General features: G+C 40.0%; 9 protein-coding genes. 4 read left to right on the top strand and 5 right to left on the bottom strand.

Annotation, left to right across the window (positions count from 1 at the left end):
- Positions 1 to 117: 117 nt before the first annotated feature.
- From DB520_RS24180 to DB520_RS24190, 3 genes are all read left to right on the top strand, one after another.
- Complete coding sequence (locus DB520_RS24180; protein WP_157972232.1) at positions 118 to 8,937, top strand: non-ribosomal peptide synthetase; 8,820 nt, start codon at positions 118 to 120, stop codon at positions 8,935 to 8,937.
- Between the two features lie 9 nt (positions 8,938 to 8,946).
- Positions 8,947 to 9,996, top strand: a complete 1,050-nt coding sequence (locus tag DB520_RS24185) for a hypothetical protein (protein WP_114752365.1) — start codon at positions 8,947 to 8,949, stop codon at positions 9,994 to 9,996.
- Between the two features lie 69 nt (positions 9,997 to 10,065).
- Entirely contained in the window at positions 10,066 to 11,019 is a 954-nt protein-coding gene (locus DB520_RS24190; RefSeq protein ID WP_114752366.1) for a pyridoxal-phosphate dependent enzyme, read from the top strand.
- Here the strand turns inward: DB520_RS24190 and DB520_RS24195 are convergent.
- From DB520_RS24195 to DB520_RS24205, 3 genes are read right to left on the bottom strand one after another with little or no spacing between them, the layout of a single operon-like run.
- A complete protein-coding gene (locus DB520_RS24195) occupies positions 11,016 to 12,170 on the bottom strand; it encodes a cysteine desulfurase family protein (RefSeq protein ID WP_114752367.1) in 1,155 nt (384 codons plus the stop codon). The genes DB520_RS24190 and DB520_RS24195 overlap by 4 nt on opposite strands.
- Before the next feature lie 22 nt (positions 12,171 to 12,192).
- Positions 12,193 to 13,584 (bottom strand): phosphoglucosamine mutase, encoded by a 1,392-nt coding sequence (gene glmM / locus DB520_RS24200; RefSeq protein WP_114752368.1) that lies wholly within the window; start codon positions 13,582 to 13,584, stop codon positions 12,193 to 12,195.
- Positions 13,585 to 13,637: 53 nt separating this feature from the next.
- Complete coding sequence (locus DB520_RS24205) at positions 13,638 to 13,868, bottom strand: hypothetical protein (RefSeq protein ID WP_114752369.1); 231 nt, start codon at positions 13,866 to 13,868, stop codon at positions 13,638 to 13,640.
- 70 nt (positions 13,869 to 13,938) lie between these two features.
- Between DB520_RS24205 and mazG the strand changes: the two genes are divergently transcribed.
- Positions 13,939 to 14,757 carry a nucleoside triphosphate pyrophosphohydrolase gene (gene mazG / locus DB520_RS24210; RefSeq protein WP_114752370.1) on the top strand — a complete coding sequence of 273 codons (819 nt, stop codon included), beginning with the start codon at positions 13,939 to 13,941 and terminating at the stop codon, positions 14,755 to 14,757.
- Between the two features lie 385 nt (positions 14,758 to 15,142).
- On the opposite strand, the gene DB520_RS24215 is transcribed toward mazG, so the two are convergent.
- Positions 15,143 to 16,663, bottom strand: coding sequence for a GH3 auxin-responsive promoter family protein (locus tag DB520_RS24215; protein ID WP_114752371.1), 1,521 nt, complete (start codon positions 16,661 to 16,663; stop codon positions 15,143 to 15,145).
- A gap of 10 nt (positions 16,664 to 16,673) precedes the next feature.
- Positions 16,674 to 17,405: an LPS export ABC transporter ATP-binding protein gene (lptB, locus tag DB520_RS24220; protein ID WP_114752372.1), complete on the bottom strand. Its 732-nt coding sequence runs from the start codon at positions 17,403 to 17,405 to the stop codon at positions 16,674 to 16,676.
- Position 17,406 lies beyond the last annotated feature (1 nt).

Here is a 17,406-nt window from a genome sequence, read left to right on the forward strand (position 1 = left end):
TTTTTATTTTATAGAAAATAGGTTTTAATTTTGCTCTATTGTTTAATCTTAAATAACCTTTTGTAAACTAGTGTGGGAGAAGCAGGATTGGGATCATCGAGAAATAAAGACAGAAATATGGTCTCTTTAGTAATGGAGGAGATATATGGTTCCTCAAAAAGGTTTGGTGAAGGCATAGCCGTAAATGAGGATAAAGAAACATTAACCTATAATTGCTTAGAGGAGGATTCGGATAAAGTTGCTTTATATTTATTTCATAAAGGCTTGAAAAAAAATGACCTTATTCCAATTGTAGTGGATAAGTCCATCGATTTTGTGGTAGCCTTTATTGGAGTATTGAAATTTGGGGGCATTTGTGTACCTGTTGATCCAAGCCAACCCCAGAAAGTAATTGAAAATATTCTAGGTGTTTTACAACCCAAATTTTTATTGACCACCGAAAGGAATAGTAAAAAGGTCGAAAAATTTTGTAGTTGTGGAATTGTTTCTACAATTCGCTTAATGTCCCCCGTAAATTTACCCAAAGATTTTGCAGGTAAAGCAAACAAAAGTAAGAACGATACCTCTTCCATAATTTTTACCTCTGGCACAACAGGCACTCCAAAGGGTGTAATGATTAGCCAGGAAAATTTAAACAGCAGTATTAAAGCTAGGATAGCCATTTATGGGGATAAGCCTAAATTACTATGGTTAACTTCAGTGGGGTTTGATGCTTCTATTGCAAGTGTTTTATGGCCCCTCATGACTGGTGGTACCATCATTATCCCTGCTCAGGAAAAACTTTTTAATAAACCGTACCTAACCCAACGATTAAGAGAAGCTGATACGCTGGTTAGTGTTCCCACTTATTATCAGTTTTTACTCGAAAATAACCTTATACGGTCTTCATCCCTAACAAATGTCATTTTGGGTGGAGAGTCCATTCCTCCTGAATTGATAAAGGGACATTTTGAGGTTTCTCCGAATAGCAATTTATACAATGAATATGGCCCCACTGAATGTACCATTTGGGCTACGGTAAAGAAGGTTCAGGTTGAAACTTCTGGTAATAATATTGGGAAACCACTTCCACATGTTCAATTGGCTTTATTGAACAAGGATTTGGACAAGGTGCCAGATGGGCATACAGGTGAAATATATATTTCCGGGGAGGGAGTGACTTCGGGCTATTTTAAGGATAAAGCATTCACCGAAAAATCCTTCATTAAACTTTTCAACAACAAGATTTGGTATAAAACTGGTGACTTGGGTAAAACACTTCCAAATGGGGATTTGGAGTTTTTGGGAAGGGTGGATGACCAGGTCAAAATAGCGGGACATCGTATCGAATTAGCAGGGATAAGGGAAAAATTGCTAAGTACGAAGGTAGTAAAAGACTCCTTGGTATTTGCCGTAAATGGGAAGGAAAGGCCAAAAGAACTGATTGCTTGCGTGGTGCCTTCGGTAGGGTATCATGCAGAAGAATTTTTGGCGAAACTAAAAGGGATTTTGAATAAGGTAGAAATTCCAAATGCCATCATCGAAGTGGATAAGATTCCACTTAACCTAAACGGAAAGGTAGACTACAAAAAGTTACATGATTTATATGAAGAGTATCGCATAGAAAATAGGCTACTCCACGTCAAAAACAATGTAGAAGATAGCTTGATTTCTTTATTTAATGAATCTACAGGTCTTCAATTGCCAGAATTTAATGGGAGTATCTATGAATTGGGGGTAAATAGTATTGATCTTATTCGTTTTGTTGGAAAAATAAATCGTCTTTTTGAGCTTGACTGTTCGGTTGTTGACCTTTTTAAAGCAGAGAGGCTGGAGTTATTTCTTGCAAGCATTGAGAGTAAGAGGGCTACAAATCAGCAGGTAACTGACTTAGTAATCCCCTCAAATAGTGCTACTTACGAGCAAGAAAGCTTATGGTTAAACCATCAATTAGGCAATGACAGTGCTTATCATTTAAACTTTAACATCCATTTTGAAAAAGGTGTAAAGGTGGATTTTTTGGCAGAAGCTGTAAGACATATCCTGAAACGGGAAGTGCATCTTCGGACTGTATTCAGGGAAGAGGAGGGTTTTATCCTTACTGAATTTTTGCCTGAACATAAATGGAGTTTAAAGGAATGGGATGTGTCTCACGAGCCCTTTAATGCTGAACAGGTACCCTCATTCGTTAGGCCTTTGATGCAAGATTCTTTTGACCTTGAAAAAGACTTTCTGATTAGGATGCATGTTTTTCATTTTCAGCATCATGTTGACCTAATTAGTATAATTGTTCACCACATAGCTTTTGATAAATCTTCATTATCCATCTTTTTACGATCACTTGAGAATCACTATAATGTTTTATATAAAGGGGGTTTGTTAGAAGAGAAATTACCTGAAAATCCCCCAAGTTTTGGATATCTTCAAAGGGTAGAAGCGGAGATAAAGAAAAAGGTTAGACTTTCCTATTGGAAGGATAGGTTAAAGGAAGCAAATGCCACGATCATTGAGAAGCAGATCAACTCCTTTGACACAAGACCTACTGGGTTTTCAATCAAAGCTCCAATTCCTGTAGGCAATATTACATTTCTTAAAGAGGTTTCACAAAAATACAAGTCGACTGAATTTGCACTTTTTTTAGCTGCTTTTAAGGTCTTGGTTTATAAATACAGTTTTGTCAAGGACCAAACCATTGGGATTACTGTATCTACTCGAACAACAGTGGATAGGGAAAGGTCCGTCGGGTATTTTATTAATACTATTCCGATTCGGTCGGTTATTGACCCAAACGAAAGTTTCAAGGATTTTTTTCGGGATACCAACTTATCCCTTCATGATGACTTTGAACATCAGTTGCCCATTTCCGAGCTGGCAAAATCGATTTCCCATGCAAAACTATTAGTTGAGCAACCTTTTTTTGACATTTTATTCAATTTTGAAGTCGAAGGAGATGGTCAATTTCTAAACTTTGCAGGGTCAAGTGGAAAATTGATGGAAGGAACTGCAATATCCTCCCCTTTTAAAATTACATTTTCAGTGCATCGTGGTATCTTCGATACGTTTGTGGAGGTATTGTATGACTCCAGCTATTACCCTAAAGAATTTATTGAGGGCTTATTAGGAGATTATAATAGCCTAATCAGTCAAATTAAAAACAACCTAGAAGTAAAAATCAGGGATATATCCTTCTGTACGTATAAAAGCGGAAGCGAGTCAACTTTAGAGAATAGGGGTTTTAATCTGATAAAAGATATTGAGAAAAATGCCATTGAAATTCCCGATGCCATAGCGATCACCGTAGAGGATGATGTACTAACTTTTGAAGATTTAAATCATCGTGCAAATCAGTTGTCATGGACGCTTCTAAAGGCAAAAAAACTGAAATCGATTTTGGTGGCCACAGATCGCAATAGTGACCTCATCATTGCTATTTTGGCGATCTGGAAAGCAGGACTTACCTATGTTCCAATTAATCCGGAATTACCCAAGAATAGGATTGAAAAAATGGTCAAAAACTCCGAGGCTTCAATGGTCATTACCTCTACGGATAATCCGCAGATTAAGGAAAAGTTTTCTGGCCTACAAGTTTTATCGTTGAAGGGTTCGACATGGTCAAGTAACTCGGTAGAAAACCCTTCCATCCATGCGGGTAAAAACAAAATTAGCCACTTGATATATACCTCAGGATCTACAGGAGAGCCTAAGGGAGTGATGATTACATATGGTAATCTCAACGCTTTTTTTCACTGGGCAAAAAATGAGTTCAGAGATGAAGAATTCGACGTATTGTTGGCCACAAGTTCTGCATCTTTTGATTTGTCCATTTTCGAGTTTTTTTACCCACTTTTAATAGGAAAAACAGTGAGAATTCTTGGAGATGGGACTGAGATTTTAAACCATAGCTCCAAGAATGGAAAGTTGTTTATCAATACTGTGCCAAGTGTTGTAGATTACTTGATCGCTGAGGGGATGGACTTTTCTAATGTGGGGTGCTTAAATGTGGCCGGCGAACCTTTTCCTTATCGGTTTCTTGAGGCTATTGATCTGCAGAAAGTGAGTGTTCGCAACCTATATGGTCCTACCGAGGACACCACCTATTCTTCATGCAAAAAATTCAGGCAAAGAGAGCCTGTAACTATTGGCAGACCCATAGAAGGCACATACTTTTACATACTCAGTAAGGATTTAGAGCCTTGTCCTACAGGGATTACAGGTGAGATTTGTATAGGGGGCCTTGGTCTATCTCCAGGATACCTGGTGGATTCCACAAAAACAAATGAAAAATTTATTTTGGATCCGGTTTTTGGGGAAGGTAAAAAAGTATATAAAACGGGGGATCTGGGAAGGTTTCTGGCAAACGGGGAAATAGAATACAAGGGTAGATCTGATTATCAGGTTAAAATCAGAGGTTATAGGATAGAACTAACTGAAATTGAAAATTATGCCTTAAAAAGTGGTCTTGTCCATTCTGCCTGTGTACTTCTGAAAACCATGCAAGAATCCGATTTATTGGTGGGATATGTGGTTCCAAAAAGTAAGGATTTTGAACCATTATTGATAGATTTTTTGAAAAGTCAATTGCCTGGTTATATGGTTCCTTCTATTTGGGTGGGCCTTGACCAGTTTCCGTTGACTCCCCATGGGAAAGTAGATAGGAACAAACTGCTCCAATATGAGGTAACTAATGCAGTTGATTCGTCTAAGTCAAAGGAATTATTACCTGCAAATTCCACTTTTGACAAAATCAAAGTTATTTGGCAGGAGCTTTTTAGCCATAACCAATTGAGCTTAGAGAGCAACTTTTTTGAATTGGGGGGGCACTCTTTGCTAGCTGTAAGGCTAATTGGTAAGGTGAATAAACTTTTTGAACTAAATCTTACTCTTTCTGACCTTTATCGGCAGCCCACTATTAAGGGGATGGCCGAGCTAGTAGTTGATCTTAAGAAAACTGAGGAGGCGGATAGTATTCCCCGTTTTGAAAGTCGCCCTGCATTGATCCCGCTATCCTACAACCAAGAAAGCCTTTGGATTTTAGACCGTTTAAGTGGCTCCAGTGAATACCATATCCCTTTTATTTTGCGATTAAAAGGGGAGTTGGAAATTGAACATTTTGAAAATTCCATTAAATCTATAGTTGAGAAACATGAGGTTTTAAGGACAATTTTTGAGGAGATGGAGGGGAGCCCCTACCAGCGCATAATCACATCGGATAATTGGCATCTTGATGTGGATGAATTCACCTTCAGCGAAAATCTCGATTATACTGAGTTATACGACTATGTAGAATCCTATTTTTTCAGACCTTTTAATCTTAAAAGGGATTATATGCTTAGGTGTAGCTTAGTTAGATTGCCAAACAATGAGTTTTTATGGATTAACGTTTTTCATCACATAGCTTGCGACGGATGGTCTTTGCCAATCTTCTACAAAGAGTTTGTGAGTAGGTATACTGATGAGCTTGTGGGACAGGTCCAAGGAATGCACACTGGGAACCTGGATTATCAATATGCGGAATATGCAGGTTGGCAGAAGAAAGAATCCACCAAAGAAACAAAAAGGGAGAAGGTCAACTTTTGGAAACAACTTTTGGAGAACCATAAAAACCTCTCCTTACCAGAAATTTCCAGTACTGCTAATTCTTCTGAGAGAAGGGGGGGGATACACAGCTTTCAGTTTGATAAGGGAGTGACCAAAAAAATTCGGAATAGGGCAAAAGAACTTCAGTCTTCCCCTTTCGTGTTTCTCCTTTCTGTATTCAATTTGCTTATTTACAAGTTTTCCCAACAGAGGGACTTTTGCATTGGAATAGCCTCTTCAGGGAGGCATATAAAAGGTTCCGAAGAATTGATAGGGTATTTTGTAAATCCCTTGCCATTGAGATGCGTTATTACCGAATCTGAAGATTTTATACGGTTTCACACAAATCTCAAGAAGCAGTTTTACGATTGCCTTGACCACCAAGATGTACCATTTGAAGTCATCGTATCGGAAGTTTCTCCAAAAAGAACCTACGGGGTGAACCCCATATTTCAAGTAATGTTTGCCGCTGACTATCCAGTGGACTTAGATTCTGTTCCGATACCTAATTTCAAAATCAGCCGATTTGATTTAAATCAAACAATACCTAAGTTCGACTTAACCTGTTTTGTGACAGAGGAAGATGAAACCTTCCGAATTTCTTTTGAATATTCAAATAAGACATTCAATGATAAAACCATTCAAGATTTTGCCCAAAATTATGTGAAATTGATGGAGCAAGTCACCAATGGAAATATTACGGAGCTTGGAAAGACACAATTTTTTGACAAATCATCTCCTAGCTTTATAGAAGGAAAAACCACCTCATTGGAGGGAAAAGGCACTATAATTCAATCCATTGAAAGAAATGTAGCCCTATTTCCGGAAAAGATTTGTGTTAGTTGCTTGGATAAAGATTTCACCTATGAGGAAATAAATACCATGGCCAACCGTTTTGCCAATTACCTAGACCAAAAAGGGGTAGGAAGCGGTATGGTGGTGGGTGTTTGTATGCCTAGGTCGGAGGAATATGTTATTGCAATATTGGGGGTTTTAAAGACAGGAGCAGCTTATTTGCCCATTGACGATTCATTGCCAAGCCAAAGGATCAATTTTATGGTAAATGATGGTTGCCAGTATTTTGTGTCCGTTCAAAGTACTTTAAGCCATTTAGAATCAGTAACTAAGGATATTTCATGGGAGGAATTTAAAAGGGAACAGGAAGGTATTCCATCCAAAGCCTTGAATAGAGAAATTCCAGTCAACTCTCCTGCCTATATAATTTATACCTCGGGTTCAACTGGAAAGCCGAAAGGAGTTGTGTTGACCCATAATAACCTGATAAACTTTGTGGAATCATTTCCGCTGCACATAGGTATATCACAAAATGACAAAATATTGTCTGTTAGTTCTGTTTCTTTTGATATTGGGATTTTAGAAACCTTACTGCCCCTTGTATTTGGAGCCTCGCTGAGGATTATGGATCAAATGGCACGGAAGGAACCATCTGCTATTCTCGAACAACTCGAGGACGATGAGGTCACATTAATGTTTGCCACCCCTACCCATTGGAAAATGCTATTGGCATATGGTTGGGAAAAACCATTTACAAAATTAAAAGCAATTTCCGGTGGAGAGCCCTTGAAAGCAAAAGTTGCAGACCAACTTAATAAACTATGTAAGGAGGTATGGAATATTTATGGCCCTACGGAAACGACGATTTTTTCCACCTTAAAACGGATTCAAAAAGGGGATGATTCCATAACTGTTGGCATGCCCATTCACAACACTGAAATAATGGTGTTGGATGAGCATCAGGAGGTTTTACCTCGTGGAAACAAAGGTGAGGTGACGATAGCTGGAGCCGGAGTAGCTGCATCTTACTTGAACAGGAAGGAATTAAGTCTAGCCAGATTTATTGCTCATCCGCTGCAAGCTAATAGGGCAGCATATCTTACCGGTGACATGGGGTATATAAATCAAGATGGTGAACTTGTAATTCTTGGCAGAATGGATCACCAGGTAAAGATTGATGGGTATAGAGTAGAATTGGGAGAAATCGAAGAGTCCCTTAAGGGTTTTCCAGCGGTGGAGGAAGCAATTGTGACCTTAAAGAAAAATCATGAGGGGCTATCCTATTTGATCGCATTTTTGAGGTTAAAAGGAAAACAAGAGGAGGCATTTACACCGCGCCTGTTGGAACAAAAACAACAGCAGTTTTTTCAATCCCAGCTTAAGGGTTCATTACCACACTATATGGTACCTACCCATTATGTAGAGGTTCCTAATTTTCCGATTACTACAAATGGGAAAATTGATAGGATCAAATTAGAGCAGCTTCCTATCGACAGGAAAAATCCCGAGAATTTGGACTCTGGGAAGACACCACTAGAAGAGAAGCTGCTTAAAATATGGAAAGATGTATTAGGGATAGAAAATCTCGGCATTCATGATAATTTTTTTGAGATAGGAGGCAATTCTTTATTTGGGGTAAAATTGATTTCAAGGCTTGAACAATCGTTCGGACAAAAAATACCATTGTCCGTACTTTTCAAGCATCCAACCATTTTCACCTTTTCTGCATTTTTGAGAAAGGATAAAAAGAATTCCGAAAATTATTGGAAACCACTAGTGTCTATTAAGAAAACAGGGTCAAACCCCCCATTGTATATTGTCCATGGCGGAGGATTGAACATACATCCTTTTATCGAATTGGCTAGAAGGCTGCCCAGTGAGCAACCAGTCTATGGTTTTCAGGCTTTGGGGCTTGATGGAAGGGGTATTTCCCCATTGAGTATAAAAGAAATTGCTAGTGAGTATATCAAAGATTTATTGGAACAAAACCCTCATGGGCCATATAATTTAGCTGGTTATTCCTTAGGTGGGATTATTGCTTACGAAATGGCTCAGCAACTTAAGGAAATGAAAAACCCGGTGTCTAAGCTGATTTTCTTTGATACTTATGCTGTTAGTGGGGAACAAAATTTGGATAAATGGGAAAAAAAGTTCTTCCACCATTATCATTCCATAAGGAAAAGGTTCTTTGACCTTCATTTGCTGTTTAACCAACCTAAAATTCTATGGAGAATAAAAAAAGACTCTTTTTCTTCAAAATGGAAAATATTTCAAAAAAAATTCGGGAAAGTTCAGGAAAATGAAGACCCCCTATTGCTGAAGTTTAAGGGGATAGAGCAACAGTATAAAGCAGCATGCATAAAATACTACCTACAACCTTATTCGGGCGAGGTGCATCTAATTAAGGCAAGAATCCAGAGTGGATATCTTCCCGACAAAAAATTCTATGGTTGGAAGCCATTTATCCAAGACATGAATACTTGGGAGGTTCCAGGAGAGCATATCGATATGCTTTCAGAAAAGAACCTGTATGGATTTGCAAAAACCTTGGAACGTATATTGATTGAAAAGAAAACAAATAATTAATAGAATAGTATGAAAACAAATGTTTTTGCAAAAAGGATCTTATTGATTCTCCTGACCTTTGCTTTTTTTGTAGCATGTAGTTCAGACGAGGCACCGGATGTACCACCAGTAACGGAAGATCCGGATCCAAATGAGGACCCGAATGGAGACCCTCCTAGAACCCCCAGGGATCCAGAACTTGAGGTTGAGTTTGGGGAGGACGTAGTAATTGTATTTACACCTGTAGATGAGGCTTCGGAGAGGTTGGGAACTTCCGACTCTTATACCAAGGAACTAAGTAAGTTTGATCTCATTTCGAGGACTAAGGATAAGTCCAGTGATCAGGAGGAAGATTATTTGGAATTTGCTAGCCAGCAAGCCCAAGTTTGGACCGAGCAGGAAAGGGAAGTGCTTACTGGGAAAATCTTGTCAGTAAAAAACAAGATGGATAACCTTGGGTTGAAGCTGGAGTTTCCAAATGAGATTTTGTTGGTAAAATCCACAATGGCTGAGGAAGGAGGAGCCGTCAGTTATACCAGGGAGAATTACATAGTAGTAAGGGGCGATGTTTCCGAGGATTTTCTAGCTCATGAACTATTTCATATCTTGACCAGATACAAGCCGGAAAGGAGAAAAGACCTATATGAAACCATAAACTTTTACGAAACCAACAGGATCCATTATCCAGAAGCAATAAGAGATTATGTCATTACCAATCCTGATGCTCCCTTTTTAGAGCACACCATTACACTAAAAATCGAAAATGAGGATGAAGAGGTTGTTTTTATCCTAATCTCTGAGGAGGATTGGGATGGTGGGTCTTTCTTTACTTATATGAAGCAAAGGCTTATGTATATTGATGGGGGGCAGGGTGAGAAGGCAGCAAAGTTGATTGACGATTATCCAGTGCTAAAGAATTTTGCAGCCGCTCCTGACCTGAAGCAAAAGATAGGTACAAATACTGACTATACCCTACACCCTGAAGAAATACTTGCTGAACATTTTGTGATGCTAGTTATGGGAAAGGAAGTGCCAGAACCTTCCTATCTTGATGCAATGAAAGAAGTTTTATCAAGGTAAGGGCTGAAAAAGTGTTCTTTTTTTAATAATTTGCCCAGAAGACGCATCCTCTTCTGGGCAAAAATATTTATGGGCAACAGCAATTTTCCAACCTTGACAAAAATAAAAGAAGCCTCCCAAAGGATTAGGCCTTTTATACATAAAACTCCAGTGCTGAAAAGTACAGCCATAGACAAATTGGCCGGATGTAGGGTCTTTTTCAAATGTGAAAACTTCCAAAAGGTGGGGGCTTTTAAGGCCAGAGGTGCCTCAAATGCGGTTCTAAAATTGCAGGATAGTATAAAACAAAAAGGGGTGGCCACTCACAGTAGTGGCAACCACGCAGCGGCTCTTGCTAAGGCTGCTTCTCAAGCTGGCATTCCAAGTTTTATTGTAATGCCAACCTCAGCACCTACTGTAAAAATTGATGCAGTAAAGGAGTATGGAGGGGAGATTACTTTTTGCGAACCAACCTTGGAAGCTAGGGAAAGGACTTTAATGCAAGTAGTGGAAGAAACAGGAGCTAGCTTTATACCTCCGTATGATCATTGGGATATTATCGAAGGTCAAGCCACCTGTGCATTGGAGTTTTTAGAAGAAATACCTTCACTGGAAAGTATTATGGCCCCTGTAGGAGGCGGGGGCTTGTTGGCAGGCACTGCCCTATCAGCCTCCTATCTTTCTTCCACTATAAAAGTATATGGAGCAGAACCCTTGGGTGCTGATGATGCATTTAAGTCCTTCAAAGCGGGTAAAAGAATCCCAATGACCAACCCCAAAACCATAGCGGATGGCTTATTGACATCCTTGGGGGAAAGGAATTTTTCTGTAATTATGGAATTGGTGGAGGATATCCTTACCGTAGAGGATAAAGCCATCGTAACGGCCATGCGGCTCATCTATGAAAGGCTCAAAATCGTGGTGGAACCAAGTTGTGCAGTTCCATTGGCTGCACTCCTTGCCAATAAGGAGATGTTCCTTGGGCAGGAGGTAGGCATAATTTTGTCAGGGGGGAATGTGGACCTTACTAAGCTTCCTTTTTAAAGCTTTTCCAGATAAAGTTCGCTAAGGACTTTCACCACCTCTTCGATTTCAGAGGTTGTGTTGTACCTGCTAAAGGAGAAACGAACCGACTCTCTTTCCGCCGAACTATCGAGTGCCCTCAATACATGGGATCCGAGAGTGGCTCCACTGCTACATGCGGAACCTCCAGAGGCAGAGATTCCATGAAGGTCCAAATTGAACAACAGCATTCCTTCGTTTTTCTTGGAAGCAGGCAAGCATACATTGAGTACGGTGTATAAACTATGTTCTAGATCACCGGAGGCTCCATTAAAAGAAACTTCGGGAAGTGCCTTGCTCAGCTTTTCGATGAATAACTTCTTTAGCCCCAGAATTTGGGTTTTATGGGAATCCATTTCCTCATAAGCCAAGGATAAAGCTTTTGCCAGCCCTACGATACCATACACATTTTCGGTGCCGCCTCGCATATTGCGCTCTTGCGAACCTCCTACTAAAAGGGGATGGATCTTGTGTGGTTTTTTAATATACAAAAACCCAACTCCTTTCGGCCCATGAAATTTATGTGCTGAACCTACTATGGATTGAACCTGCAGGCTTTGTAAGTCATGTTGATAGTGCCCCATGGTCTGTACGGTGTCGGAATGAAAAAAGGCCCCTTTTTCCTGACATATTTCTGAGATACTTTTTAGTTCTATCAGGTTTCCAATCTCATTGTTACCATGCATAAGGGTAACAAGTGAATCAGGCTCTTTTTCTAGCCATTGAGTTAATTGGTTGTAGTCCAAGTTTCCGTTTTGATCCACTTCTAATAACCTTAATGGAATGCTATTAAGTTGGGCGCACTTTTCTGCTGCATGCAATACAGCATGATGTTCTATGGGAGAGGTGATAATCTGTTTTAGGCCTAGGGATTGCACGGCGCCATGAATAATCGTATTATCTGCTTCTGTGCCACCCGAGGTAAAAAAAATCTCTCCTGCTGTAACATTGAGCAGGCCGGCAACTTGTTTCCTGGCTTTCTCTATTGCCGTCCTAACTTGTCTGCCATGGGAATGCACGGCTGAAGGATTCCCGAAATAGGTTTCCAAGTAAGGGGTCATAGCTTCCAATACCCTAGGGTCTAGGGCAGTGGTAGCCGCATTATCCAAATAGATTTGGTTTTTTGTAGGCATGATGCAGTCCGATTTCGATGAGTCACTTTACAGAAGATACAATCTCTTTGATATCTGAGATAAGTTTGTTTGCTAAATGATCTGCGGTTACTGATGTTTCGGATTCGGAGTAAATTCGAATGATGGGCTCGGTGTTTGATTTTCTCAAGTGAACCCATTCCTTTTCAAATTCTATTTTTACTCCATCTACATCATTAATGGGATGTTTACTGTATTTGTTTTTAATTTCTTCTAATATATGATCCACGTCAATTTGTGGGGTTAGCTCAATTTTATTTTTTGAGATATGATAGTTGGGATAAGTTGCCCGTAGTCGGCTTATGGTTTTGCCAAATTTGGCCAAGTGGGTCAGAAACAATCCTATCCCTACCAAAGCATCCCTTCCGTAATGAGAATCAGGATAAATGACACCTCCATTACCCTCACCCCCAATTACGGCTTCCATTTCCTTCATCTTATCCACTACGTTCACCTCTCCAACAGCGGAGGCAAAATAATTCCCTCCCCTTTTTAGGGTAACGTCTTTGAGCGCCCTAGTAGAACTTAGGTTGGAAACAGTGTTTCCGGTTTTATGCGAAAGCACATAATCTGCCACGGCTACCAAGGTGTATTCTTCCCCAAAAAAGCTTCCATCTTCGTTTAATAGGGCTAACCTGTCCACATCAGGATCTACCACAATTCCCAAATCATAAGATCCGTTTTGTAGTTTTTGAGAAATATCCCTGAGGTGCTCTGGCAGGGGCTCCGGATTATGCGCGAAATTACCATCTGCCTTAGTAAATAGTCCTTCTACCGTTTCCACTCCCAAAGCTTTTAGCAATTTTGGAATTACGATACCCCCTGTGGAATTGACACAATCTATAACGACCTTGAAATTTCTGGCGGCGATCGCTTCCTTGTCCACCAACTCAAGGTTCAATACATGGGCGATGTGTTTGTCGAAATAGTCCTCTCTCAGGGTGTAACTCCCCAGTTTTTTGACAGTTGCAAATGAAAACTCTTCTTTTTCAGCGATTTGTAATACCTTCTCCCCTTCTTCAAAATTAATAAATTCTCCATGTTGATTCAAAAGTTTAAGGGCATTCCATTGTATGGGATTATGGCTTGCAGTGATAATAATGCCCCCTCCTGCATTTTCCCAAGGTACAGCAAGTTCTACTGTAGGGGTGGTACTCAGACCCAAATCTATGACGTGGATTCCCATTCCCTGAAGAGTGGCACTGACAAGTTGGGAAACCATGCTACCTGAGATACGGGCATCCCTGCCAATAACTACTTTGGGAATTTGTGAGGTATCTAACACCCATTGCCCATAGGCAGCTGAAAACTTAACGATGTCCAAGGGAGACAAACCTTCTCCAGGCTTTCCACCTATGGTACCTCTGATTCCAGATATTGACTTTATTAATGCCACTAAAATAAAATGGTTAGTTGAATGAAAAATTAAGTAATACTGTTACTCCAAGATCACTTAAATTTAGCCATGGCCTTATCCACTTCATTGTCAGGGTTGCCACAGGCGGATTCTTGATCCACCTTCTTTCCACAATATCCGCAGGTATCCCCATCTTTATTAAGATAGGGATTCTGTGAGGCACAGGTTCCCTTGAATTGGCCATCCTTCAAAAAGATAAGTCGCACTGACATCATGATAAAGAATAATGCAACAAAGGCCAGTGTCAAATATACAGTTGTCATAATAAATTAATTTCTACAAATTTACACAATACTTTCAAAACGTTAACCGATAAGCATTAGTTTCCACACCATGAATCAAAGCAATAGGAAAGAGGCTAGGCTCAAAGCCTTCGAAGAGTTACTGAATATTATGGAAGAGCTAAGGGAAAAATGTCCATGGGACAGAAAACAGACCATGGAAAGCCTCAGGCACTTGACAATAGAGGAAACCTTTGAACTTTCAGATGCCATTATGGAGGGAGACTTCGAGGAGGTTAAGAAAGAAATTGGGGACTTGCTACTTCACTTGGTTTTTTATGCCAAAATAGCGGAGGAAAAAAAAGAGTTTGATATTGAGGATGTCATCAAAGCAATAAACGAGAAATTGATTCGAAGGCATCCTCACATATATGGGGAAACAGAAGCGAAAGACGAGGAAGCAGTCAAACAGAATTGGGAAAAAATAAAGCTTCAGGAAAAAGGAGAAAAAAACAAGAGTGTACTTGGGGGTGTTCCAAAATCCCTTCCGGCACTTATAAAGGCCATGCGTATTCAAGAAAAAGCCAGAGGGGTTGGGTTTGACTGGGAGGAGAAAGCTCAGGTTTGGGAGAAAGTAGAAGAGGAGATGCGTGAATTCAAAGAAGTCAACGATGCAGAATCCAATGGGGTGATCGATATAGAAAGGGCAAGTGCTGAATTTGGAGATTTGTTGTTTTCCTTAATCAACTATGCGAGGTTTATAGAAGTAAACCCAGAAGAGGCACTGGAAAGGACCAACCGTAAATTTATTAGAAGGTTTCAGTACTTGGAGAGCTCCTCCAGGCAAGCGGGAAAAGTACTAAGCGAAATGAGTTTGAGTGATATGGATAAATATTGGGAGGAAGCAAAAAAGCTCGAATCCGGAACATAACGGGCACAAATTAGTACCATAATTACATCTTCGAATAATTATTTAAATAAATAGCCAGTTTTTCGAAAAAAACTCAGTTTTTTAACCAAAAAATTAAGCGAAGTCGTTGTATGACCTCAAATCCAGCTATTTATCCACAAATTGTATTTTTTGAATATACGCATAAGTAGTTATAAATCAACAAATTAACATGTTAAGTAAATGTTATGTGGATAATTGTTGATAAATGTGGATAAACTCAGCAATTTGATGAGCACTAAGCCTATACAAAGTTGGAACGGGTTTTTTGACCTGAGGTCAATAGTGAGATGGTGTTTATACGGTCAAAAATATGTTGTTCATATCACTATTTCCCTAATGGCTCAGGATTGAAATTGTTCAATTTTTATTGGATAAACGAAAGTATATCTTCCAAATAATCCCTGCTGTTGAAAAGGCGTGGGACCTTGTTTTGTCCCCCTAACTTGCCTTTGGATCTAAGCCAGTTTTCAAAGGTGCCCTCCTTCGCAAAATGAACAATGGGAGGTTGCAAAGCCATGTCCCTATACCTTTTGGCATCATAATCCGAATTCAGCTCACGTAAATTTTCGTCAAGCTTTTTGGAAAAAGCATTTTTGTCATTAGGAGGAATGGCAAATTCCACTATCCATTCATGGCTCCCTTTGGTGCCATTTTCACCAAAATAAACTGGTGCGGCAGTAAAGTTTTTGATAGCCGCTCCTGTAGCTTGAGAGGCCAGCTCAATGGCTCTCTCAGCGTTTTCCACAATGATTTCCTCACCGAATGCATTCAAAAAATGTTTGGTGCGTCCAGAAATTTTGATCCTGTAGGGTTTTATGGACGTGAACTTTACGGTGTCCCCAATTTTATACCGCCACAACCCTCCATTGGTGGATATGATCATGGCGTAATTCCTGTTTGTTTTTACGTCTTCGAGTGGTAAGGCTTGGGGGTTTTCTTTTTCCCAATCCTCCATCGGGATGAATTCATAAAAAATGCCATAGTCTAACATCAGAAGCAACTCATCGGAATCAGGCTGATCCTGAATCCCGAAAAAACCCTCGGAGGCGTTGTAGGTCTCCATATAGCGCATTTTGGGGATGGGAATCAACTTTTTGAAAAGCTCCCTATAGGGCCCAAATGCAACAGCACCATGGAAAAAAACCTCCAAATTTGGCCAAATTTCTCCAATATGGTTTTTTCCCGTGATTTCTAGTATTTTTTGTAAAAGCACCAGGGTCCAAGTAGGCACACCGGTAATGCTGGTTACGTTTTCCTCAATGGTTTCTTCAGCCATTTTAATCATTTTGGCTTCCCATTCGCCCATAAGTGCTGTTTCAAGGCTTGGAGTTCTGGCGAACTGGGCCCAAAGTGGTAAGTTCTGCATGATTACAGCAGAAATATCCCCAAAAAAACTATTCTTGTTCCCGTCTAACTCATTCACTTGGTGGCTGCCTCCTATGGAAAGACTCTTGCCGGTAAAAAGTTTGGTGTCGGGAAAATTGTTGATATATAAGGAAATCATGTCCTTTCCTCCCTTAAAATGGCAATCTTCCAAAGACTCCGTGGAAACAGGAATAAACTTACTCCTTGAGCCAGTGGTGCCGGAGGACTTACTGAACCATTCTATGTCGGTGGGCCAAAGTATCCGTTGGTCCCCCTTCATGGTTTGTTCTATATAGGGTTTGATTTGTTCATAATCATGGATTGGAACCTGGCTGGCAAAATCCCTGTAAGAGGAAATTTGACCAAATCCATATTTTGTGCCAAACTGCGTGTTCTTTGCGGCATGAATTAATTTAAAAAGGATCTCCTGTTGTACCTCAATGGGGTTGGACTTGAACCGTTCTATCTGGCCGATTCTGCTCCTGAAAATCCAAGTCATAAAAGTATTGATCACTTCCATAATCTCCTGATTAAATTTTTCTTTTTAACTCAAAATGCTTCCCTAAATACACTTTTCGCACCTGTTCGTCGGCTGCTAACTCCTCAGCGGTACCGGCTTTCAACAGCTTACCCTCAAACATAAGGTAGGCCCTGTCCGTGATGGAAAGCGTTTCATTCACGTTATGGTCTGTAATCAAAATCCCAATATTTTTATTTTTAAGCTTTGCTACTATGGTCTGGATTTCTTCCACAGCTATGGGATCCACCCCTGCAAAAGGCTCATCAAGTAACACAAAGTTAGGGTTCACAGCCAATGCACGGGCTATTTCCGTCCTTCTTCTTTCGCCACCAGAAAGCACCATTCCAAGGTTTTTACGTACGTGAGTCAAGCTAAATTCCTCCAGCAAGTTTTCAGTGATCTCTTTTTGTTCCTTCTTTGGCAAATTTGTCATTTCAAGGACAGCCATGATGTTTTCTTCCACAGTCAATTTCCGGAATACAGATGCCTCCTGCGCAAGATATCCTATACCCAGTTTTGCTCTTTTGTACATAGGTAGCGATGTGATTTCCCGTTCGTCCAAATACACCTTGCCGCTATTCGGTTTAATCAATCCCACGATCATGTAGAAAGAGGTTGTCTTTCCAGCTCCATTGGGACCCAGTAACCCCACAATCTCTCCTTGTTCCACTTGAACCGAGATGTCGTTTACCACACGCTTTCTCTTATAAATCTTGACAAGGTTATTTGCTTTTAAAATCATC

The organism is Pleomorphovibrio marinus (genome assembly GCF_003347495.1).
In the GTDB taxonomy this organism is placed as follows: Bacteria; Bacteroidota; Bacteroidia; order Cytophagales; family Cyclobacteriaceae; genus Pleomorphovibrio; species Pleomorphovibrio marinus.

Excerpts from the sequence above, each read along its gene's own strand:
- DB520_RS24180 (WP_157972232.1), top strand. The coding sequence starts at position 118 with ATGGTCTCTTTAGTAATGGAGGAGATATATGGTTCCTCAAAAAGGTTT.
- DB520_RS24185 (WP_114752365.1), top strand. The coding sequence starts at position 8,947 with ATGAAAACAAATGTTTTTGCAAAAAGGATCTTATTGATTCTCCTGACC.
- DB520_RS24190 (WP_114752366.1), top strand. The coding sequence starts at position 10,066 with ATGGGCAACAGCAATTTTCCAACCTTGACAAAAATAAAAGAAGCCTCC.
- DB520_RS24195 (WP_114752367.1), bottom strand. The coding sequence starts at position 12,170 with ATGCCTACAAAAAACCAAATCTATTTGGATAATGCGGCTACCACTGCC.
- DB520_RS24205 (WP_114752369.1), bottom strand. The coding sequence starts at position 13,868 with ATGACAACTGTATATTTGACACTGGCCTTTGTTGCATTATTCTTTATC.
- mazG (WP_114752370.1), top strand. The coding sequence starts at position 13,939 with ATGAATCAAAGCAATAGGAAAGAGGCTAGGCTCAAAGCCTTCGAAGAG.
- DB520_RS24215 (WP_114752371.1), bottom strand. The coding sequence starts at position 16,663 with ATGGAAGTGATCAATACTTTTATGACTTGGATTTTCAGGAGCAGAATC.
- lptB (WP_114752372.1), bottom strand. The coding sequence starts at position 17,405 with ATGATTTTAAAAGCAAATAACCTTGTCAAGATTTATAAGAGAAAGCGT.